Raw genomic sequence first — 16643 nt, forward strand, 5'->3', positions numbered from 1 at the left:
CAGATGGCAGGCCGGGCCGGGGCGGGCCCGACCCGGTTTCCCCGATCAATCGTTGTCCGCGCGGTCGACGATGTTGAAGTCGGCATCGAGGAACAGTTCGAACTGTTCACCATCCTTGAGGGCATAGACCTCGAAGTAACCATCTTCGGTCTTGATCTGGCGGACTTCATAGCCGTCGGCGACCATCAGTTCGGTGATCTGGGTGCGGATTTCGTCGGTCAGAACCGGCTCAGCGCCCGAGGCAAGGGCAAAGTTGGCAGGCACGATCAGGGCGAGGGCGAGGATAAGTTTCTTCATTGCGTTGGTCCTTTTTCACGATGTGCGGGCACCGGATTGGTGCACCGTCGGGACCAAGGATTTGCGTCGTCACACCGACAGACCATTCGTCCAAGGTTTAGGCCGGGCGGGGCATCACGACGGTTTAGGGGCCTCAAACCCAGGTTCAGAGAAAAACCGCCGAAGCAGCTGACCTTCTGGTATGGCTCGGCTCGGCGTGCGTTGTTTCGGCGGCATTGTGCCGCTGGCAGCGCCGCACAGTGTGACGCCGTCAAAATGAAAACTCCTGCCGCGGGGAACCGGGGCAGGAGCCTATTGCATAGGTTTAGGCGAAAGTCGCGAGATATTACGCGCCAAGACGTCCCATATGGGCGGCGACGTCGGCCATCCGGGCCGAGAAGCCCCATTCGTTATCGTACCATGCCAGCACCCGGACCAGCCGCTTGCCCGAGACTTTGGTCTGGTCGGGGGCGAAGATGGAAGATTGGGTGGTGTGGTTGAAGTCGATCGACACTTTCGGCTCCGGGTCATAGGCCATGACCATGCCCATGTAGCCCGATGCGGCCTCGCGCACGATTTCGTTCACGTCATTCACGGTCACGTCCTTGCCCGCGACAAAGGTCAGGTCCACGGCGCTGACGTTCGGGGTGGGGACGCGCATGGCGGTGCCGTCCAGTTTGCCCGCAAGTTCCGGCAGAACCTCGCCCAGGGCCTTTGCGGCCCCGGTGGAGGTGGGGATCATCGCCATGGCGGCGGCGCGGGCGCGGTACAGGTCGCTGTGGCGGCGGTCCAGCGTCGGCTGGTCGCCGGTGTAGCTGTGAATGGTGGTCATCAGCCCGCTTTCGATGCCGATGGCGTCGTTCAGCACCTTCGCCAGCGGGGCAAGGCAGTTGGTGGTGCAGGACCCGTTCGACACCATCCCGTCTTCGGGCAGGAGATCACGGTGGTTGACGCCGTAGACGACGGTGCGGCCCACGTTCTTGGCCGGGGCCGAGATCAGCACCTTTTTCGCGCCGCGATCCAGGTGGACCTTCGATTTGTTACCGTCGTTGAATTTGCCGGTGCATTCCAGAACCACGTCGACCCCGGACCAGTCCAGTTCCTCGGGGTTGTAGGTGGACATCACCTCGATCGGGCCGCGGCCAAGGTCCATCGTGTTGCCGTTGACCCGGACATCGCCGCCGAACCGGCCGTGCACGCTGTCGTAGCGCAGCAGGTGGGCGTTGGTCTCGATCGGGCCGGTGGCGTTGATCTTGACCACTTGCACATCATTGCGGGCGCTTTCCGCAATATGGGCGAGGGTGCAGCGTCCGATGCGGCCGAAGCCATTGATGCCGACGGTGACGGTCATTGGGGGCGTCCTTTCGAGCATGCCTTAGGTTGGGGCCTCGTTAGTCGGTCATGCCGCATGTGCAAAGAATAAAATTCAATCCTGCCAATATGTTAACGGTAACAGGTCCAATCGGTCACAGGTGTGCGCTAACGGTTAGCGCGAACATGCGCACAAAGAGTTTGGGCTTGCGTCAGGGGTGAGTCGCGTTAGGAAAGGTGACGGTAGAGGTATGAGGGGCAGGACATGAGCGGACTTCTGGCGCTTCTGGACGATGTGGCGGCAATTGCAAAGGTTGCGGCGGCGAGCGTGGATGACGTGGCCGGAATGGCGGCCAAGGCGGGGTCCAAGGTGGCTGGTGTCGTCATTGATGATGCTGCCGTGACCCCGAAATATGTCCACGGCTTCGATGCCAAGCGTGAACTGCCGATCATCTGGCGCATCACCAAGGGGTCGCTGTTCAACAAACTGGTGATTCTGTTGCCGCTGGCTCTGATCCTGAACGCCTTCGCGCCTTGGATGGTGATGCCGCTGTTGATGTTGGGCGGGGCCTACCTGTGTTTCGAAGGCGCCGAGAAGGTGTTTCATTGGCTGTTCCCCCATGGCGACGCCCATGTTGAGGCGGACCTTGACGTCAAGGACCCGGCCCATCTGGAAGAAGAACGGGTAAAGGGCGCGATCAAGACCGATTTCATCCTCTCGGCCGAGATCATGACCATCACCCTGTCGGCAATCGAGGCGGATGGCTTCTGGATGGAGGCGGCGACGCTGGCTGTCGTGGCCGTGGCGATCACGTTGGTCGTTTACGGGTCGGTCGCGCTGATCGTGAAGATGGACGACATCGGCCTTTATACCGCCGCGACCGCCCGCACCCGGTTCGGCCAGAACCTTGGCCGGGGGCTGGTCAAGGCGATGCCGCGCCTGATGAAGGTCCTGTCCATCGTCGGCACGGTGGCGATGCTGTGGGTCGGTGGGTCGATCATCGTGCATGGGCTGGAAGTGACCCACCTCTGGGCGTGGCCCTATGAAACGATCCACCATTGGGCCGAGGTGGCGGCGCATGGCGTGTCCGCATCCTGGCAGGGGTTCGCCTCATGGGCGGTGACAGCCTTCAGCGACGGGGTGATCGGATTGGCGCTAGGCCTTTTGCTGATCCCGGTGGTGACCCGTGTGATCGGGCCCGTCATGGCGCGGTTCAGCGGGAAACCCGCCGCGCATTAGAGCGCGTGACGAAGGACCTGATGGAACAGGCATGATGCAACGCAATGAAATCTATCATTTCAGGCAGATCTAGGTGATTCAGGTTTTCCTAGGACGTCCTAGTTCCGCGCCATCAACGAATTGACGGTATAGACCTGCGCGACATTGCCCTCTTCCACGGGGCGCCAGATCGGGTCGCGGTAGACGCAGCCCAGCCCGCAGACCTGCCGGGCTGTCCTTGTGGCATAGTCGACGTGCCAGATCCGCCCGCCGGGGGTCGAGATATAGCCATCCATCCCGAAATCGAAATCGCTTTCAAGGTCCGCGACAGACGGAACTTCATTATCATAGGCGATCGAGAATGACCCATGTGTGTGGTAGCTGGCAAAGATGCGCGGATCGTCCGGGATGGAATAGTCGCAGCTGGCGAAGGTGCCGCGCACCGGCGGGGACGCGGCAAAGCTGCCGTCGGGGTTCACGATGAAGTAGCCGCAATATTCCCGCTGGTCGCGGATCGACACCCACTGCAATTCGTCAAGAAACGACCGGGCAAAGGCGGCGGCGGCCGCTTCGGGCGGGTTCGGAACGGGGATACGGCGTTGTGGCTGAAACTGTCCGCCGGTCGGGCGGTTCTCAACGATTTCGCCTTTCGGGGAAATCGGTGCTGGTCCGCCAACTGTGTTGGCATCGCATGCCGCAAGGGCAAAGGCGGAAAGCGCGGTTAGGGCTAAGGTCCGGATCATCGCGCTTTCCTTTGTTCAGGTTCAGCCCAGCAGGGCCTTGGCCTTGTTGACGGTCGCATCGGCGGTGATGCCGAACTTTTCATAAAGAACGGTATCGGGGGCAGAGGCGCCAAAGCCCTCCATCCCGATGAAACCGGCCTTGGCCTCGCGCCCGCGTTCCCCGAGCAAGAGCGCATCCCAGCCCTGACGCACGCCCGCCTCGATGGCGACGCGGACCGGCCCGGCGGGCAGCACCTTGCGGCGATATGCTTCGTCCTGCGCGGCGAAGAGTTCCATGCAGGGGACAGAGACAACACGGGTGCCGATGCCATGGGCCTCGAGCGCCTCGCGTGCCTTGAGCGCGATGCTGACCTCGGAGCCGGTGGCCATCAGGATCACCTGACGCTTGCCGGTGGCTTCGGCCAGAACATAGGCACCGCGCGACACGAGGTTCTGCGACTTGTATTCGGTCCGCACGGTCGGCAGGTTTTGCCGCGACAGGGCCAGAACCGTCGGGGTCGAGGTCTGGGTCATCGCGATTTCCCAGGCTTCGGCGGTCTCAGCCGTATCGGCGGGCCGGATCACCAGCGTGTTCGGCGTGGCGCGCAGCATGGCCAGATGTTCCACCGGCTGGTGGGTCGGGCCGTCTTCACCAAGGCCGATGCTGTCATGGGTCATGACATAGGTGACAGGAACCCCCATCAGGGCCGACAGGCGCATCGAGCCACGGGCGTAGTCGGTGAAGCACATGAACGTCCCGCCGTAGGGACGGGTGCCGCCGTGCAGCGCCATGCCGTTCATCGCCGCGGCCATCCCGTGTTCGCGGATGCCGTAATAGACATAGCGGCCCTTGCGGTCGGTCGGGTGGAAGACGCCCATATCCGCGGTCTTGGTGTTGTTGGACCCGGTCAGGTCCGCCGACCCGCCAATGGTTTCCTTCATCACCGGGTTGATCACCGCCAGCGCCATTTCCGACGACTTGCGGGTCGCGACCTTGGGCTGCTCCTCGGCGACCTGTTTTTTCAGGCTGCGCACGACCGAGGCCAGCTTCTTCGGGGCCTCAGCGGCGTAGGCGCGGTTGAATTCTGCCTGACGGCTAAGCGACAGGGTCTGGAATTCCGCTTCCCATGCGGCGCGGGCACCGGCGCCACGGGCACCCATGGCTTCCCAGCCGGCCTTGACCTCTGCCGGGATCTCGAACGGGCCGTAGGGCCAGCCATAGGCCTCTTTCGCGGCCTTCAGCTGGGCCGCATCGGTCAGGGCGCCGTGCCCCTTGGATGTGTCCTGAGCGGCGTGGCCAAGGGCGATGTGGGTCTTGCAGGCAATCATCGACGGACGCGGATCGGCCTTGGCGGCGGTGATCGCGGCGTCAATATCTTCGGGGTCGTGGCCGTCGATTTCCTGAACATGCCAGCCGGACGCCTTGAAGCGGGCGACCTGATCGGTCTTGTCGGAAATGTCGACGGTGCCGTCGATGGTAATGTTGTTGTTGTCCCAGAAGACGATCAGGTGGTCGAGTTCCTGCATCCCGGCAAGGCCGATGGCTTCCTGGCTCACGCCTTCCATCAGACAGCCGTCCCCGGCCATGACATAGGTGTAGTGATCGACGATCTTCTTGCCGTAGCGGGCGCGCTGGTTGGCCTCGGCGATGGCGAAACCGACCGAATTGGCGATGCCCTGACCCAGCGGGCCGGTGGTGGTTTCGATGCCGCGGGCGTGGCCGTATTCCGGATGGCCGGCCGTCTTGGCGCCCCACTGGCGGAAGTTCTTGATCTCGTCGAGCGTGATGTCTTCGTAGCCGGTCAGATAGAGCAGCGAATAGAGCAGCATGGACCCGTGGCCGGCGGACAGGATGAACCGGTCACGATCCGGCCAGTTCGGGGCCTTGGGATCAAAGCGCAGGTGCTTTTCGAACAGAACCGTCGCCACATCGGCCATGCCCATCGGCATGCCGGAGTGGCCAGAGTTTGCGGCGGCCACGGCATCAAGCGTGAGCGTCCGGATGGCGGCGGCTTTCATCCAATGATCGGGGTGCGCGGTGCGCAGGGTGGCAATATCCACGGGCTGTTCCTCTGCTGGATCGCAAAATGTCGAAAGCGTCATAGCAGGCAAGGGCGCAAGATCAAGCCGCAGAGGGCTGCCCTGATGCCGCAATGGGCGAATATGCCGGGATATTTGCGGGGCTGGGGGGGATCGCATAGGCTTTTCAAAAGCGGTTCGATTCGGCCCTGTCGACGCTGGGCGATGTGGGCCGACGATAAACGGGCATCAAGGACAGGCAGATGAGCGAGATTTCAGATTTCGAAAGCAGGATTGCCGCGGCGCTTGACCGGATCCGATACAGTGCAGAGCGGCTGACGCGGCCAGTCCAGACGGAGCATGCGGAGCCCGCCGATCACTGGCCCCAAGACCCGCAAGACGCGGACCCCGTCGCCGCGCCCGTCGCGGCCGGGCCGGACCCACGCGTGGCCGAGCTTGAGAAGAAGCTGGAGGAAGAGAGGCTTGCCAATGCGCAGCTGGAAGAACGGGTTCAGGCCCTGAAAGCGCGGCAGGACGGGCGGGTGGCCGAACTTGAGGCCGCGGCCGAAGGCAACCTTGCCAAGCTGGCCCGGTTCGAAAAGGACATCAACCGCCTGCGCGAGGTGAACGCAGAGTTGCGCGCCAACAATGGCCGCCTGCGCGAGGCGCTGGAGGACGGGATCACCGAGCCGGAGTTGATCAACCGCGCCATGGCCGCCGAACTGGAGGCGCTGCGCGCGCTTCGGCAGGCAGACGCCACCGAAGTGGACGCCGTGCTGGATGAACTTCGGCCGCTGATAGAGGGGGCAAGCTGATGCCGCACGTGGAAATCAGGATCGGGGGCCGCAGTTTCGAGGTGGCCTGCCAAGAGGGCGAAGAGCAATTCCTGCACGCCGCCGCCGCCATGCTGGACACCGAGGCCGCCGCCCTGTCTTCGCAAATTGGGCGGATGCCGGAATCGCGGATGCTGCTGATGGCGGGGCTGATGCTGGCCGACAAGACCGCCGGGTTGGAAGACAAACTGCGCGAGGCAGAGGCCCGCGCGGCGGAGGCCATGGCCGAGGCGACCCGGCTCCGTGACAATCCGCAGAAGGTCGAGGTGCCAGTGGTGCCCGCGTCTCTAACCGAAACGCTGGCCGAACTGGCCGCGCGGGCGGAATCCCTTGCGGACGAGATCGAGGAACGGGTCGAAGGCTGAGGGCCCGGATCGACTGTCCATAAACGAAAACGGGGGGCCAAAGCCCCCCGAATAACTTACCGTTTCAGCGCTTGATTTACTGGTTGGCCGCGCGGATCTGGTCGGCCTTTTCCTTGTCGAAGGCGACGCCGTTCTGTTCGAACAGTTGGTCTAGCTCGCCCGAGAGGGTCATTTCGGTGACAATATCGCAGCCGCCGACGAATTCGCCCTTTACGTAAAGCTGCGGGATCGTCGGCCAGTCGGAATAATCCTTGATCCCCTGACGGATGCCTTCGTCGGCCAGAACGTTCACGTCCTTATATTCGACCCCCATGAAATTCAGCACGCCCGCCACGCGGGACGAGAACCCGCATTGCGGCATGGAGGCGGTGCCCTTCATGAACAGCACAACATCGTTGCCGGTCACGGTTTCCTTGATCTGGTCTTCAGCGCTCATGACTATTCCTGTGACTTTCGAGTTTGGCCATTTACTCGATCCAGAACGGAGTCCGACCAAGACGGATGGCGTTTCGGGGTGAATGCAGAGCTGTTATGTCTTGTGGCATTCTTGCCCATATCTGAACGGCGCGCCCCATTGAGCTCTTCCAGCCTTCTGGCATGTCTCAATTCCTGATTGACGCTCTGAAGATCAGTGGCTTCCATGCCCAGCTCTTTCTTGATTTCTTCATCGTGAATAGGCGAACCGTTCAGGACGCGGCTCAACAAAGCAAACGGCCCCAAGCCTGTTTTCAGCACGAGGATGACAATGATAGCAATACCGACAAATGCCACCGGCAAGAGAGGCGAGATTGATGTCATTCGGGGGCTTTGGTGGTCAAGGCCAGCGCGTGCAATTCGCCGTTGGACCCGTCCATCTTGCCCTTGAGCGCGGCATAGACCGCGCGTTGCTGCTGCACCCGGTTCATCCCGCGAAAGCCCTCGTCGACCACAAGTGCCGCGAAATGCGCCCCGTCGTCGCCCTGCACGGTGATCTGTGCATCGGGGAAACTTTCGCGGATCAGGTGTTCGATCTCTTCGGCGGTAATGGCCATCGTGGTGCTCTCCTCGTCTTCTTCCCAGATGTAGAGCGGGGCAGGAGGGGCCGCAAGGGGGCGGCCCCGGTTGCCTAGCCGAAGGCGGCTTCAAAACTGCCGCGGAAGATGGCGGACAACTCGTCCAACGTGGCCTCGCTGCTGCCGAAACGCACCCTATCGCCGCCAAAGCTGCCAACCGTGGCAATTGTCACGCCCGCGGCGCCGGCCTCGGTCATCAGGGCTTCGGCCTTGTCGAAGGAACAGGCGATCAGGTAGCGGGCCTGATCCTCGCCAAACAGGGTCGGGGTGTCATCGGCGTCCACCGTCACGCCGACACCTGCGGCCTCTGCCATTTCGAAGGCGGCCAGCGCCAGCCCGCCGTCGGCGATATCGGAACAGGCGTCGATCAGCGCGTGGTTGGCGCGGATGAAATCCCCATGCTTGCGTTCGGCGTTCAGGTCCACATGGGGCGCGTCACCGTCTTCGCGGTTGAAGACCTCTGCCAGAAGGGCGGATTGGCCAAGGTGACCCTTGGTTTCACCGATCATCAACAGAACATGCCCGTCCCGCGCGGTCCCGGCGATCAGTTCCTCGGGGGAGGAGATCAGGCCGACGGCACAAATCGTCGGGGTCGGCAGGATGCCTTGCCCGTCGGTTTCGTTGTACAGCGACACGTTGCCCGACACGATCGGGGTGTCCAGCGCAAGGCAGGCCTCGCCAATGCCGCGCAGCGCGCCGACGAACTGGCCCATGATCTCGGGCTTTTCGGGGTTGCCGAAGTTCAGGTTGTCGGTGGTGGCCAAGGGTTTGGCCCCGACCGCGCAAAGGTTGCGGAAGGCTTCGGCCACGGCCTGTTTCCCGCCCTCGACCGGGTTTGCCTTGACATAGCGCGGGGTCACGTCCGACGTGAAGGCGAGCGATTTCTGGGTGCCGTGCACCCGCACGACGCCCGCGCCAAGGCCCGGCGCCTGCGTGGTGTCACCCATCACGCGGCTGTCGTATTGTTCATAGACCCACTGCTTCGACGCATAGTTGGGCGAGGCGATCAGCGCCTTCAGCCCGTCGATCGGGTCGACACCCGGCACGTCGTCCATGTCGGCGTTGACCACGGGTTCGTTCCACGGCCGGTCGTATTCCGGGGCTGAGCCGGCCAGACGGGCCAGCGGCAGGTCGGCCATGCATTCACCCTTGTGAATGATAAGGAACCGGTCTTCGGGGATGGTTTCGCCGACGATGGCAAAATCGAGGTCCCATTTTTCGAACACCGCGCGCGCCTCGGCCTCTTTTTCCGGGCGCAGCACCATCAGCATCCGTTCTTGGGATTCCGAAAGCATCATTTCATAGGCGGTCATGCCCTCTTCGCGCTGCGGCACGTTGTCGAGGTCGAGCCGGATGCCCAAGCCCCCCTTGTCGCCCATTTCAACGGCAGAGCAGGTCAGCCCCGCCGCGCCCATGTCCTGAATCGAGATCACGGCACCGGTCTGCATCAGTTCCAGCGTCGCCTCCATCAGGCGCTTTTCGGTGAAGGGGTCGCCGACCTGAACGGTGGGGCGCTTTTCTTCGATTGTGTCGTCAAATTCGGCGCTGGCCATGGTTGCGCCGCCAACCCCGTCGCGCCCGGTCTTGGCGCCAAGGTAGACCACGGGCATCCCCACGCCAGAGGCGGCGGAGTAGAAGATCTTGTCGGCGTCGGCCAGACCGGCGGCAAAGGCGTTCACAAGGCAGTTGCCGTTATAGGCCGGGTGGAACCGGACCTCGCCCCCGATGGTCGGGACGCCAAAGCAGTTGCCATAGCCGCCCACGCCTTCGACGACGCCATGCACCAACTGGCGGGTCTTGGGGTGGTCCTTTTCCCCGAACGAGAGAGAGTTCATCGCCGCAATCGGCCGCGCGCCCATGGTGAACACGTCGCGTAGGATACCGCCAACGCCCGTCGCCGCGCCCTGATAGGGTTCGATGTAGGAGGGGTGGTTGTGGCTTTCCATCTTGAAGACCACGGCCTGCCCGTCACCGATATCCACGACGCCCGCGTTTTCGCCGGGGCCGCAGATGACCTGCGGGCCTTCGGTGGGCAGGGTGCGCAACCATTTCTTGGATGACTTGTAGGAACAATGTTCGTTCCACATCGCCGAAAAGATGCCAAGCTCGGTAAAGGTCGGTTCCCGGTTCAGGATGCGCAGGATCTCGTCGTATTCGTCGGGCTTGAGCCCGTGTGCGGCGATAAGATCAGCGGTGATCTGCGGTTCCTGCATGATGGTCCCCCGGGGCTGTGCTGGAATTGGCGCCCTAATAGGGCAAGCGGGCCAAGGGGGGAAGAGCCGTGGCGCCGCACCAGCGCGTTTTTTCACCGTGCACAAGGCTTTGGCACAAAAAAAATTGCCGGGCACAAGGCCCGGCAAGTCCAACAGGGAGGTATGAAGTTGATGAGCGTTTCAGCATCATCGGCTTCGAGATTGCAGATAGGGTCGCTTCGGTAGGCAATCAAGGAAAAAACGGCCACAAAACGACATGCCCGATATGCACCGATTGCATAGCTCGGCGTCAGGTCTCTTCGGCCAGGACCCGCATCCGGCGGCGATGGGCGAAAATTTCATCCTGCACGAAGTCGCGGAAGGCCGAGACCCGCTTCGACTGGCGCAGCTCTTCGGGGTAGGCAAGAAACACGGGGACCTCGCCGGATTCCACGTCAGGCAGGACCCGGATCAGGTTCGGGAAATCCTCGGTCAGGTAATCGGGCAGCACGCCGACACCGACATTCGCCAGAATGGCCTGTAGCGCGCCGAAGTAGTTGTTCACGGTCAGCAGGCTTTGCGGTTCGAAGGTCAGAAGGTGCTGGACCAAGGTCGACCCGGCAGACACCTGGAACGAATTGGGTGACTGGCAAATCAGCCGGTGGTTCGGCATGTCCGACAGGGACTCAATGGGTTTGTGGGTATCGAGATAGTCCTGCGACGCGTAAAGGCGCATCCGAACGCTCATCAGTTTTTTGCGGATCAGGTCGGCCTGGCTGGGCTCTTTCATACGGATTGCCACGTCCGCCTCGCGCATGGGCAGATCCAGCACCCGTTCTTCCAGCATCAGGTCGATCTTCAGGTCGGGATACATTTCATACAGCTTGTGCAGACGCGGGGCGAGCCAGAGCGTGCCGAAGCCCGTCGTCGTGGTAACCTTCAATTCGCCGAAAACTTCTTCTTCGCTGTCGCGGATGCGGGCCGCTGCGGCGTCCAGCCGTTTCAGCATGGATTTCGTCGCGTCGAACAGAAGTTCGCCCTGTTCCGTCAGAATCAGGCCCCGCGCATGGCGGTGAAACAGAGTGGTGTTCAGCGACTCTTCCAACGCGCGGATTTGACGGGACACGGCGGATTGGCTCAGGTGCAGCGTATCGCCCGCATGGGTCAGACTGCCCGCATCGGCCACCGCGTGAAATATTCTTAGCTTGTCCCAGTCCATGACGTTTCCCTGTTGTCGCCGTTACCGCTCGCGAAGTTTCATCTGTTACTTTGGCTAACATGCCTCATGCAACTATATGTGTCAGGTGTTTATCGGGAAAAGAGGGCGGAAAATCCCCTTGGTAGGTCAGCAATTTTGACCTATAATGGGGCAGGACCACAGACCGTCAGGGAGGACGCCATGACCCGGGCTGAAATCAGTCTTCACGACAAATACGATCTGGAAAAGCGGCAGGTGCTGCTGAACGGGACGCAGGCGCTGGTCCGGCTGATGCTGATGCAGAAGGCGCGGGATGCGCGGGCCGGGGCGAATACGGCGGGCTATGTGACGGGCTATCGCGGCTCGCCCCTTGGGGCGGTGGATTTGCAGATGGCCAAGGCGAAGGCCGATCTCGATGCCGCTCAGATCACCTTTCAGCCGGGTTTGAACGAAGACCTTGCCGCAACCGCGCTCTGGGGGACGCAGCAGGCGGAATTGCGGGGCGAGGGCAAATACGACGGCGTGTTCGGCCTGTGGTATGGCAAGGGGCCGGGCGTTGACCGGTCGGGCGACGTGATGAAACACGCCAATATGGCGGGCACCTCGCCGTTGGGCGGGGTCATCATGGCGATGGGGGACGACCACACCGGCGAAAGCTCGACCGTCTGCCATCAGTCCGATTGGGCCATGGTCGATGCCTATATGCCGGTTCTGTCCCCCGCCGGGGTTCAGGAAATCCTTGATTACGGCCTCTATGGCTATGCCTTGTCGCGCTATTCCGGGGTATGGGTCGGGCTGAAGACGATGAAAGACACGGTCGAGGTGACCTCGGTCGTGGCTGGCGACCCGCATCGCCTGTCCTTTGTGACGCCGGACGATTTCCCGATGCCTGCGGACGGGTTGAACATCCGCCTTGGCGATCACTGGATCGCGCAAGAGGCCCGGATGATCGACCACAAGAGGTTTGCCGCCGAAGCCTTTGCTCGCGCAAATAAAATTGACCGACGTGTTTGGGGCAAGCCGGGGGCGAAAATCGGGTTTGTCGCGGCAGGCAAGAACTGGCTTGATCTTGTGCATGCGCTGCAAATGCTGGGTCTGGATGAGGCCGAGGCCGAGCGGCTGGGGATCACCACCTATAAAGTCGGGCAAACCTTCCCGCTGGATATGACCAGCTTCCACGAATGGGCCGAAGGGCTGGACCTGATCGTGGTGGTCGAAGAAAAACGCAAGCTGATCGAGGTGCAGGTCAAGGAAGCGATCTTTGACGACCGGCGCGGGCGGCGTGTCTATGGCTGGCACAAGGGCGACACCTGGGAACACGGGCGGCAGGTGGAACTGTTCCCGACCCGCATGTCGCTGGACCCGGTGCTTATTGCCGAACGGATCGGGGATATCCTGATCGAGGAAGGGCGCGGCACCGATGGGGTGAAATCCGCGCTGGAGGCGCTACAGACCGCCAAAACAGCCGACAACGCCCCCGAGATCGCCAGCCGGACGCCGTATTTCTGTGCCGGCTGTCCGCATAACACCTCGACGCGGCTGCCGGATGGGTCGCGGGCCTATGCCGGGATCGGCTGTCATATCATGGCGCTTTGGATGGACCGCGAAACCAGCGGCTATACCCATATGGGCGGCGAAGGGGCCAATTGGGTGGGCGAGGCGCCGTTTTCCACCCGTGACCACGTGTTCCAGAACCTTGGCGATGGCACCTACAACCACTCGGGTCTGATGGCGATCCGCTTTGCCGTCGCGGCGGGCACGAATATCACATACAAGATCCTGTATAACGATGCGGTCGCCATGACCGGCGGGCAGCAGAACGAAGGTGACCTGAGCGCCGACCAGATCTGCCGCGAGCTTCAGGCGATGGGCGTAAAGAACGTCGCACTTGTGCATGATCCGAAAGAGGAAATTGACCTTTCGACTTTCCCATCGGGGCTGATGATCCATGAACGCGATGAGTTGCCCGCTGTCATGGAGAAGTTGCGCAATATCAAAGGTGTATCGGCCATTGTTTACGTGCAGACCTGTGCCGCCGAAAAACGCCGCCGCCGCAAGCGGGGCAAGTTTCCCGATCCGGACAAGCGAGTGTTCATCAACACCGATATCTGTGAAGGCTGTGGCGACTGCGGCGTGCAGTCGAACTGCGTGGCCATCGTTCCGGTCGAAACCGAACTGGGCCGCAAGCGCGCGGTGGACCAATCCGCCTGCAACAAGGATCTTAGTTGTCTCAAGGGGTTCTGCCCCTCTTTCGTGACGATCGAAGGGGCAAAGCCGAAAAAGGCAGCCACCGCCCAGCTTGACCTGCCGGATATGCCCGAGGCGGATTTCGGGCCGATCAACGGTACCCATAACGTGGTCATCACCGGGGTCGGCGGCACCGGCGTTGTCACCATTGGCGCGATCCTTGCGATGGCCGCCCATGTGGATGGCAAAGGCGCGGGCATGATGGAAATGGCCGGGCTGGCGCAAAAGGGCGGCGCGGTTCACATTCATTGCCGTTTGGCGGAAAATCCAAGCGATATCAGTGCAATCCGGGTTGCAACGGGGGAATGCGATGCCCTGATCGGCGGCGATCTGGTGGTCAGCGCGGGGGCCAAGACGCTGGGCCTGCTGCGTCCGGGCACCGCCCGCGCCGTGGTCAACAGCCATGACATCACCACCGGGGAGTTCACCCGCAATCCGGATTTCCGCATCCCGACCGAAGACCTGACCCTGTCCTTGCAGGCCCGGCTTCAGGACCGGTTGGCGCTGTTCGATGCCTCGGCCCTTGCCGCCGCCCTGTTGGGGGATTCAATCTATTCCAACATGATGGTCTTTGGCGCCGCTTGGCAATCGGGGGCGATCCCGCTGTCACGCAATTCGATCCACCGGGCGATCGAGTTGAACGGGGCCGGCGTGGAGGCCAATATCCGCGCCTTCGAGATGGGGCGTTGGGCGCTTCTTCATCCCGAAGATGCGGCCAGACTGATTGGTGAAGGACCTGTCGAGAAACCGTTGACATTGCAGGAAAGAATCGACTTCAGGGCAGAGGCGCTGACGGCCTACCAAGGTCCGGCACTGGCCCGCAAGTATCGTGATTTCGTAGCCCGGTTCGACAGCCCCGCGATGAAAGAGGCCGTGGCCAAATCCTATCACAAGTTGTTGGCCTACAAGGATGAATACGAGGTCGCCCGGATGCATCTGGACACCGAAGCGAAGGCGCGAGAGGCCTTTGATGGCGACCTGCGCCTGTCCTATCACCTTGCCCCGCCGATCCTTGGCGGGACGGGGGCAGACGGACGCCCGAAGAAGCGGCAATTCGGCCCGTCCACGCGGATGCTGTTCAAACTGCTGGCCCGGATGAAGGGGCTGCGCGGCACGCCATTGGACATCTTCGGCTATACGGCGGAGCGGCGGATGGAACGCGCCCTGATTGCCGAGTTCGAGGCGGATATGGATCGGGTTTTGGCGCTTGGCGATCGGGCGAATGCCGATGCCGCGCTGGCGCTTGCCGCGCTTCCGCAGACGATCCGTGGATTTGGTCCGGTCAAGGCCGCAAACGTCGAAAAGGCCGCGAAACAGCGCGACAGTTTGCTGGCCGCGCTGGAATCCGGCCCGGAAAAACTCGCGGCGGAGTAGCTGTCACAGGGCTGAAACTTTGGCTAGCTAACCCAGCGTCAACCGCACTAGAACATGCGCGACGATTCAGCCTTGGGTTGCCCGATGAACGACCGCCAGATTGCCCGTGACATCAGCTATGCAAGTGCGGTCCGGACACGTCCGGCACGGGCCGTTGTCCGGGTCATGGAAAACGCCACGGGCCGGTTGCGCCTGATCCGCAAGGCGCGGGGCTATCAGGAGGAGGTGGCGCGGGGTCGGGATTTCTGGTCGGTGCTGTTCGATCGCTATGGGCTGAGCCTTGAGATCGTGGGCGGCAGCCTTGATCACATCCCCGAAACCGGACCTCTGGTGGTGGTGGCGAACCACCCCTATGGCATCTTGGACGGGCTGACGATGGGGCGCATCCTGTCCGAACGCCGCGGGGGCGATTTCAAGATCCTCGCAAACAGCGTCTTTTGTCGGTCGCCCGATCTGGAGCGGGTGATCCTGCCGATTTCGTTCGATGAAACGAAAGAGGCAGCAAAGACCAATCTTGAAACCCGGGCAGAGGCGCAGCGCTATCTGGCGGCGGGCGGGGCGGTCGGCGTGTTTCCCGGTGGCACGGTATCCACCGCTGCGCGGATGTTCGCGCCACCGATGGACCCAAGCTGGCGCAATTTCACCGCCAAGATGGTGCAGCGGTCAGGGGCCGTCGTCGTCCCGATTTTCTTCGAAGGCCGCAACAGCCGGTTGTTCCAATTGGCCAGTCGCCTACACAGCACCCTGCGTTTGGGGATGCTGATCCGCGAATTCCGTGCCCGTGTCGGCACCCCTGTCCGGGTGGTGATCGGTGCGCCGATCCCCGCCGAACGGCTGGCCGAATTCAAAGGCGATTCAAAAGCCTGCATGGATTTCCTGCGCAAAGCGACGTATGAGCTGAGTCCTGATCCGGTTGATCCCAACCGCGTCGGCTATGAATTCGAGGCGAAATACAAAGGGCGCAGCAATGGCGGTCGGAGTCTTTGACAGTGGTTTGGGCGGGCTGACGGTTCTGGACGCGGTGCAAAAGCGCTTGCCGGATGTGCCGTTTGTCTACTTCGCCGACAGCGCCCATGCGCCCTATGGGGTGCGGGATGCCGACGACATCTACGAGCTGACGACCGCTGCCGTGCAGCGGCTGTGGGACGCGGGCTGTGATCTGGTGATCCTCGCCTGCAACACCGCAAGCGCCGCCGCCCTGCGCCGGATGCAGGAAAATTTCATTCCGCGTGACAAGCGGGTTCTGGGCGTCTTCGTGCCACTGATCGAGGCGCTGACCGAACGGAACTGGGGTGACAATTCCCCGCCGCGCGAGGTTGCGGTCAAGCATGTGGCCCTGTTTGCCACGCCCGCCACCGTGCGCAGCCGCGCGTTTCAGCGTGAACTGGCCTTCCGCGCGATCGGCGTCGATGTCGAGGCGCAGGCCTGTGGCGGTGTGGTCGACGCGATTGAAGAGGGCGACACGATCTTGGCAGAGGCGCTGGTGCGGTCGCACGTGGACGCGCTCTTGCGCAAGATGCCGGAGCCCGATGCCGCGATCCTTGGCTGCACCCATTATCCGCTGATGGAAGAAACGTTTCAGGACGCGCTGGGGCAGGGGGTAAGGGTGTACAGCCAGGCCAATCTGGTGGCCGAAAGCCTTGCCGATTACCTTGGGCGGCACCCGGCGATGATCGGGCCGGGGACCGAAGGCGGCTTCCTGACCACGGGCGATCCGCGCAAGGTGTCGGACCGGGCAACCCAGTTCCTGCGACGACAGGTGACATTCACCGCCGCCTGATGCGGCGCGGGCGCACATTGCCCAAAGCCATCACAGCCCCTAAATACCCTCCTGT

General features: G+C 62.4%; 15 protein-coding genes. 6 read left to right on the forward strand and 9 right to left on the reverse strand.

Annotated features, from left to right (window positions below; genetic code table 11):
- Positions 1–45 precede the first annotated feature (45 nt).
- Together U3648_RS08480 and gap are read right to left on the reverse strand one after the other, a co-directional pair.
- Entirely contained in the window at positions 46–297 is a 252-nt protein-coding gene (locus tag U3648_RS08480; protein WP_420858800.1) for a PepSY domain-containing protein, read from the reverse strand.
- A 325-nt stretch (positions 298–622) separates the two neighbouring features.
- A complete protein-coding gene (gap, locus tag U3648_RS08485) occupies positions 623–1627 on the reverse strand; it encodes a type I glyceraldehyde-3-phosphate dehydrogenase (protein ID WP_420858801.1) in 1005 nt (334 codons plus the stop codon).
- A 225-nt stretch (positions 1628–1852) separates the two neighbouring features.
- On the opposite strand from gap, the gene U3648_RS08490 reads away from it, so the two are divergent.
- Positions 1853–2827, forward strand: a complete 975-nt coding sequence (locus U3648_RS08490; RefSeq protein WP_420858802.1) for a DUF808 domain-containing protein — start codon at positions 1853–1855, stop codon at positions 2825–2827.
- A 98-nt stretch (positions 2828–2925) separates the two neighbouring features.
- On the opposite strand, the gene U3648_RS08495 is transcribed toward U3648_RS08490, so the two are convergent.
- Positions 2926–3549, reverse strand: a complete 624-nt coding sequence (locus U3648_RS08495; protein ID WP_420858803.1) for a DUF4329 domain-containing protein — start codon at positions 3547–3549, stop codon at positions 2926–2928.
- A gap of 21 nt (positions 3550–3570) precedes the next feature.
- The gene (tkt, locus tag U3648_RS08500) at positions 3571–5589 is read right to left on the reverse strand and encodes a transketolase (RefSeq protein WP_420858804.1); all 2019 of its coding nucleotides are present in this window, start codon (positions 5587–5589) and stop codon (positions 3571–3573) included.
- Between the two features lie 221 nt (positions 5590–5810).
- Here tkt and U3648_RS08505 point away from each other — a divergent pair, with 221 nt between their 5' ends.
- Together U3648_RS08505 and U3648_RS08510 are read left to right on the forward strand one after the other, a co-directional pair.
- Positions 5811–6362, forward strand: a complete 552-nt coding sequence (locus tag U3648_RS08505) for a hypothetical protein (RefSeq protein WP_420858805.1) — start codon at positions 5811–5813, stop codon at positions 6360–6362.
- The gene (locus U3648_RS08510; RefSeq protein WP_420858806.1) at positions 6362–6745 is read left to right on the forward strand and encodes a cell division protein ZapA; all 384 of its coding nucleotides are present in this window, start codon (positions 6362–6364) and stop codon (positions 6743–6745) included. The genes U3648_RS08505 and U3648_RS08510 overlap by 1 nt, the downstream gene beginning before the upstream one ends.
- A gap of 76 nt (positions 6746–6821) precedes the next feature.
- On the opposite strand, the gene grxD is transcribed toward U3648_RS08510, so the two are convergent.
- From grxD to U3648_RS08535, 5 genes are all read right to left on the reverse strand, one after another.
- The gene (grxD, locus tag U3648_RS08515) at positions 6822–7181 is read right to left on the reverse strand and encodes a Grx4 family monothiol glutaredoxin (RefSeq protein WP_420858807.1); all 360 of its coding nucleotides are present in this window, start codon (positions 7179–7181) and stop codon (positions 6822–6824) included.
- 2 nt (positions 7182–7183) lie between these two features.
- Positions 7184–7543: a hypothetical protein gene (locus tag U3648_RS08520; RefSeq protein ID WP_420858808.1), complete on the reverse strand. Its 360-nt coding sequence runs from the start codon at positions 7541–7543 to the stop codon at positions 7184–7186.
- A complete protein-coding gene (locus U3648_RS08525; protein ID WP_420858809.1) occupies positions 7540–7776 on the reverse strand; it encodes a BolA family protein in 237 nt (78 codons plus the stop codon). The genes U3648_RS08520 and U3648_RS08525 overlap by 4 nt, the downstream gene beginning before the upstream one ends.
- A gap of 74 nt (positions 7777–7850) precedes the next feature.
- On the reverse strand, positions 7851–10010 hold the full coding sequence (gene purL / locus U3648_RS08530) for a phosphoribosylformylglycinamidine synthase subunit PurL (RefSeq protein ID WP_420858810.1): 2160 nt from the start codon (positions 10008–10010) through the stop codon (positions 7851–7853).
- A 289-nt stretch (positions 10011–10299) separates the two neighbouring features.
- Positions 10300–11208 (reverse strand): LysR family transcriptional regulator, encoded by a 909-nt coding sequence (locus U3648_RS08535; RefSeq protein WP_420858811.1) that lies wholly within the window; start codon positions 11206–11208, stop codon positions 10300–10302.
- A 180-nt stretch (positions 11209–11388) separates the two neighbouring features.
- On the opposite strand from U3648_RS08535, the gene U3648_RS08540 reads away from it, so the two are divergent.
- The 3 genes from U3648_RS08540 to murI are packed head-to-tail and all read left to right on the forward strand — an operon-like array spanning position 11389 to position 16588.
- Positions 11389–14808, forward strand: coding sequence for an indolepyruvate ferredoxin oxidoreductase family protein (locus tag U3648_RS08540; RefSeq protein ID WP_420858812.1), 3420 nt, complete (start codon positions 11389–11391; stop codon positions 14806–14808).
- A gap of 54 nt (positions 14809–14862) precedes the next feature.
- On the forward strand, positions 14863–15795 hold the full coding sequence (locus U3648_RS08545) for a lysophospholipid acyltransferase family protein (protein ID WP_420858813.1): 933 nt from the start codon (positions 14863–14865) through the stop codon (positions 15793–15795).
- Positions 15776–16588, forward strand: coding sequence for a glutamate racemase (murI, locus tag U3648_RS08550; RefSeq protein ID WP_420858814.1), 813 nt, complete (start codon positions 15776–15778; stop codon positions 16586–16588). Before U3648_RS08545 ends, murI begins: the two co-directional genes overlap by 20 nt.
- Positions 16589–16643 lie beyond the last annotated feature (55 nt).

The sequence above is a fragment of the Marivivens marinus genome (genome assembly GCF_035969385.1).
Lineage (GTDB): Bacteria > Pseudomonadota > Alphaproteobacteria > Rhodobacterales > Rhodobacteraceae > SELP01.

What these genes read in the sequence shown, in the direction of transcription:
- U3648_RS08480 (WP_420858800.1), bottom strand. Translation starts at nt 297, where the DNA reads ATGAAGAAACTTATCCTCGCCCTCGCCCTGATCGTGCCTGCCAACTTT.
- gap (WP_420858801.1), bottom strand. Translation starts at nt 1,627, where the DNA reads ATGACCGTCACCGTCGGCATCAATGGCTTCGGCCGCATCGGACGCTGC.
- U3648_RS08490 (WP_420858802.1), top strand. Translation starts at nt 1,853, where the DNA reads ATGAGCGGACTTCTGGCGCTTCTGGACGATGTGGCGGCAATTGCAAAG.
- U3648_RS08495 (WP_420858803.1), bottom strand. Translation starts at nt 3,549, where the DNA reads ATGATCCGGACCTTAGCCCTAACCGCGCTTTCCGCCTTTGCCCTTGCG.
- U3648_RS08505 (WP_420858805.1), top strand. Translation starts at nt 5,811, where the DNA reads ATGAGCGAGATTTCAGATTTCGAAAGCAGGATTGCCGCGGCGCTTGAC.
- U3648_RS08510 (WP_420858806.1), top strand. Translation starts at nt 6,362, where the DNA reads ATGCCGCACGTGGAAATCAGGATCGGGGGCCGCAGTTTCGAGGTGGCC.
- grxD (WP_420858807.1), bottom strand. Translation starts at nt 7,181, where the DNA reads ATGAGCGCTGAAGACCAGATCAAGGAAACCGTGACCGGCAACGATGTT.
- U3648_RS08520 (WP_420858808.1), bottom strand. Translation starts at nt 7,543, where the DNA reads ATGACATCAATCTCGCCTCTCTTGCCGGTGGCATTTGTCGGTATTGCT.
- U3648_RS08525 (WP_420858809.1), bottom strand. Translation starts at nt 7,776, where the DNA reads ATGGCCATTACCGCCGAAGAGATCGAACACCTGATCCGCGAAAGTTTC.
- purL (WP_420858810.1), bottom strand. Translation starts at nt 10,010, where the DNA reads ATGCAGGAACCGCAGATCACCGCTGATCTTATCGCCGCACACGGGCTC.
- U3648_RS08535 (WP_420858811.1), bottom strand. Translation starts at nt 11,208, where the DNA reads ATGGACTGGGACAAGCTAAGAATATTTCACGCGGTGGCCGATGCGGGC.
- U3648_RS08540 (WP_420858812.1), top strand. Translation starts at nt 11,389, where the DNA reads ATGACCCGGGCTGAAATCAGTCTTCACGACAAATACGATCTGGAAAAG.
- U3648_RS08545 (WP_420858813.1), top strand. Translation starts at nt 14,863, where the DNA reads ATGCGCGACGATTCAGCCTTGGGTTGCCCGATGAACGACCGCCAGATT.
- murI (WP_420858814.1), top strand. Translation starts at nt 15,776, where the DNA reads ATGGCGGTCGGAGTCTTTGACAGTGGTTTGGGCGGGCTGACGGTTCTG.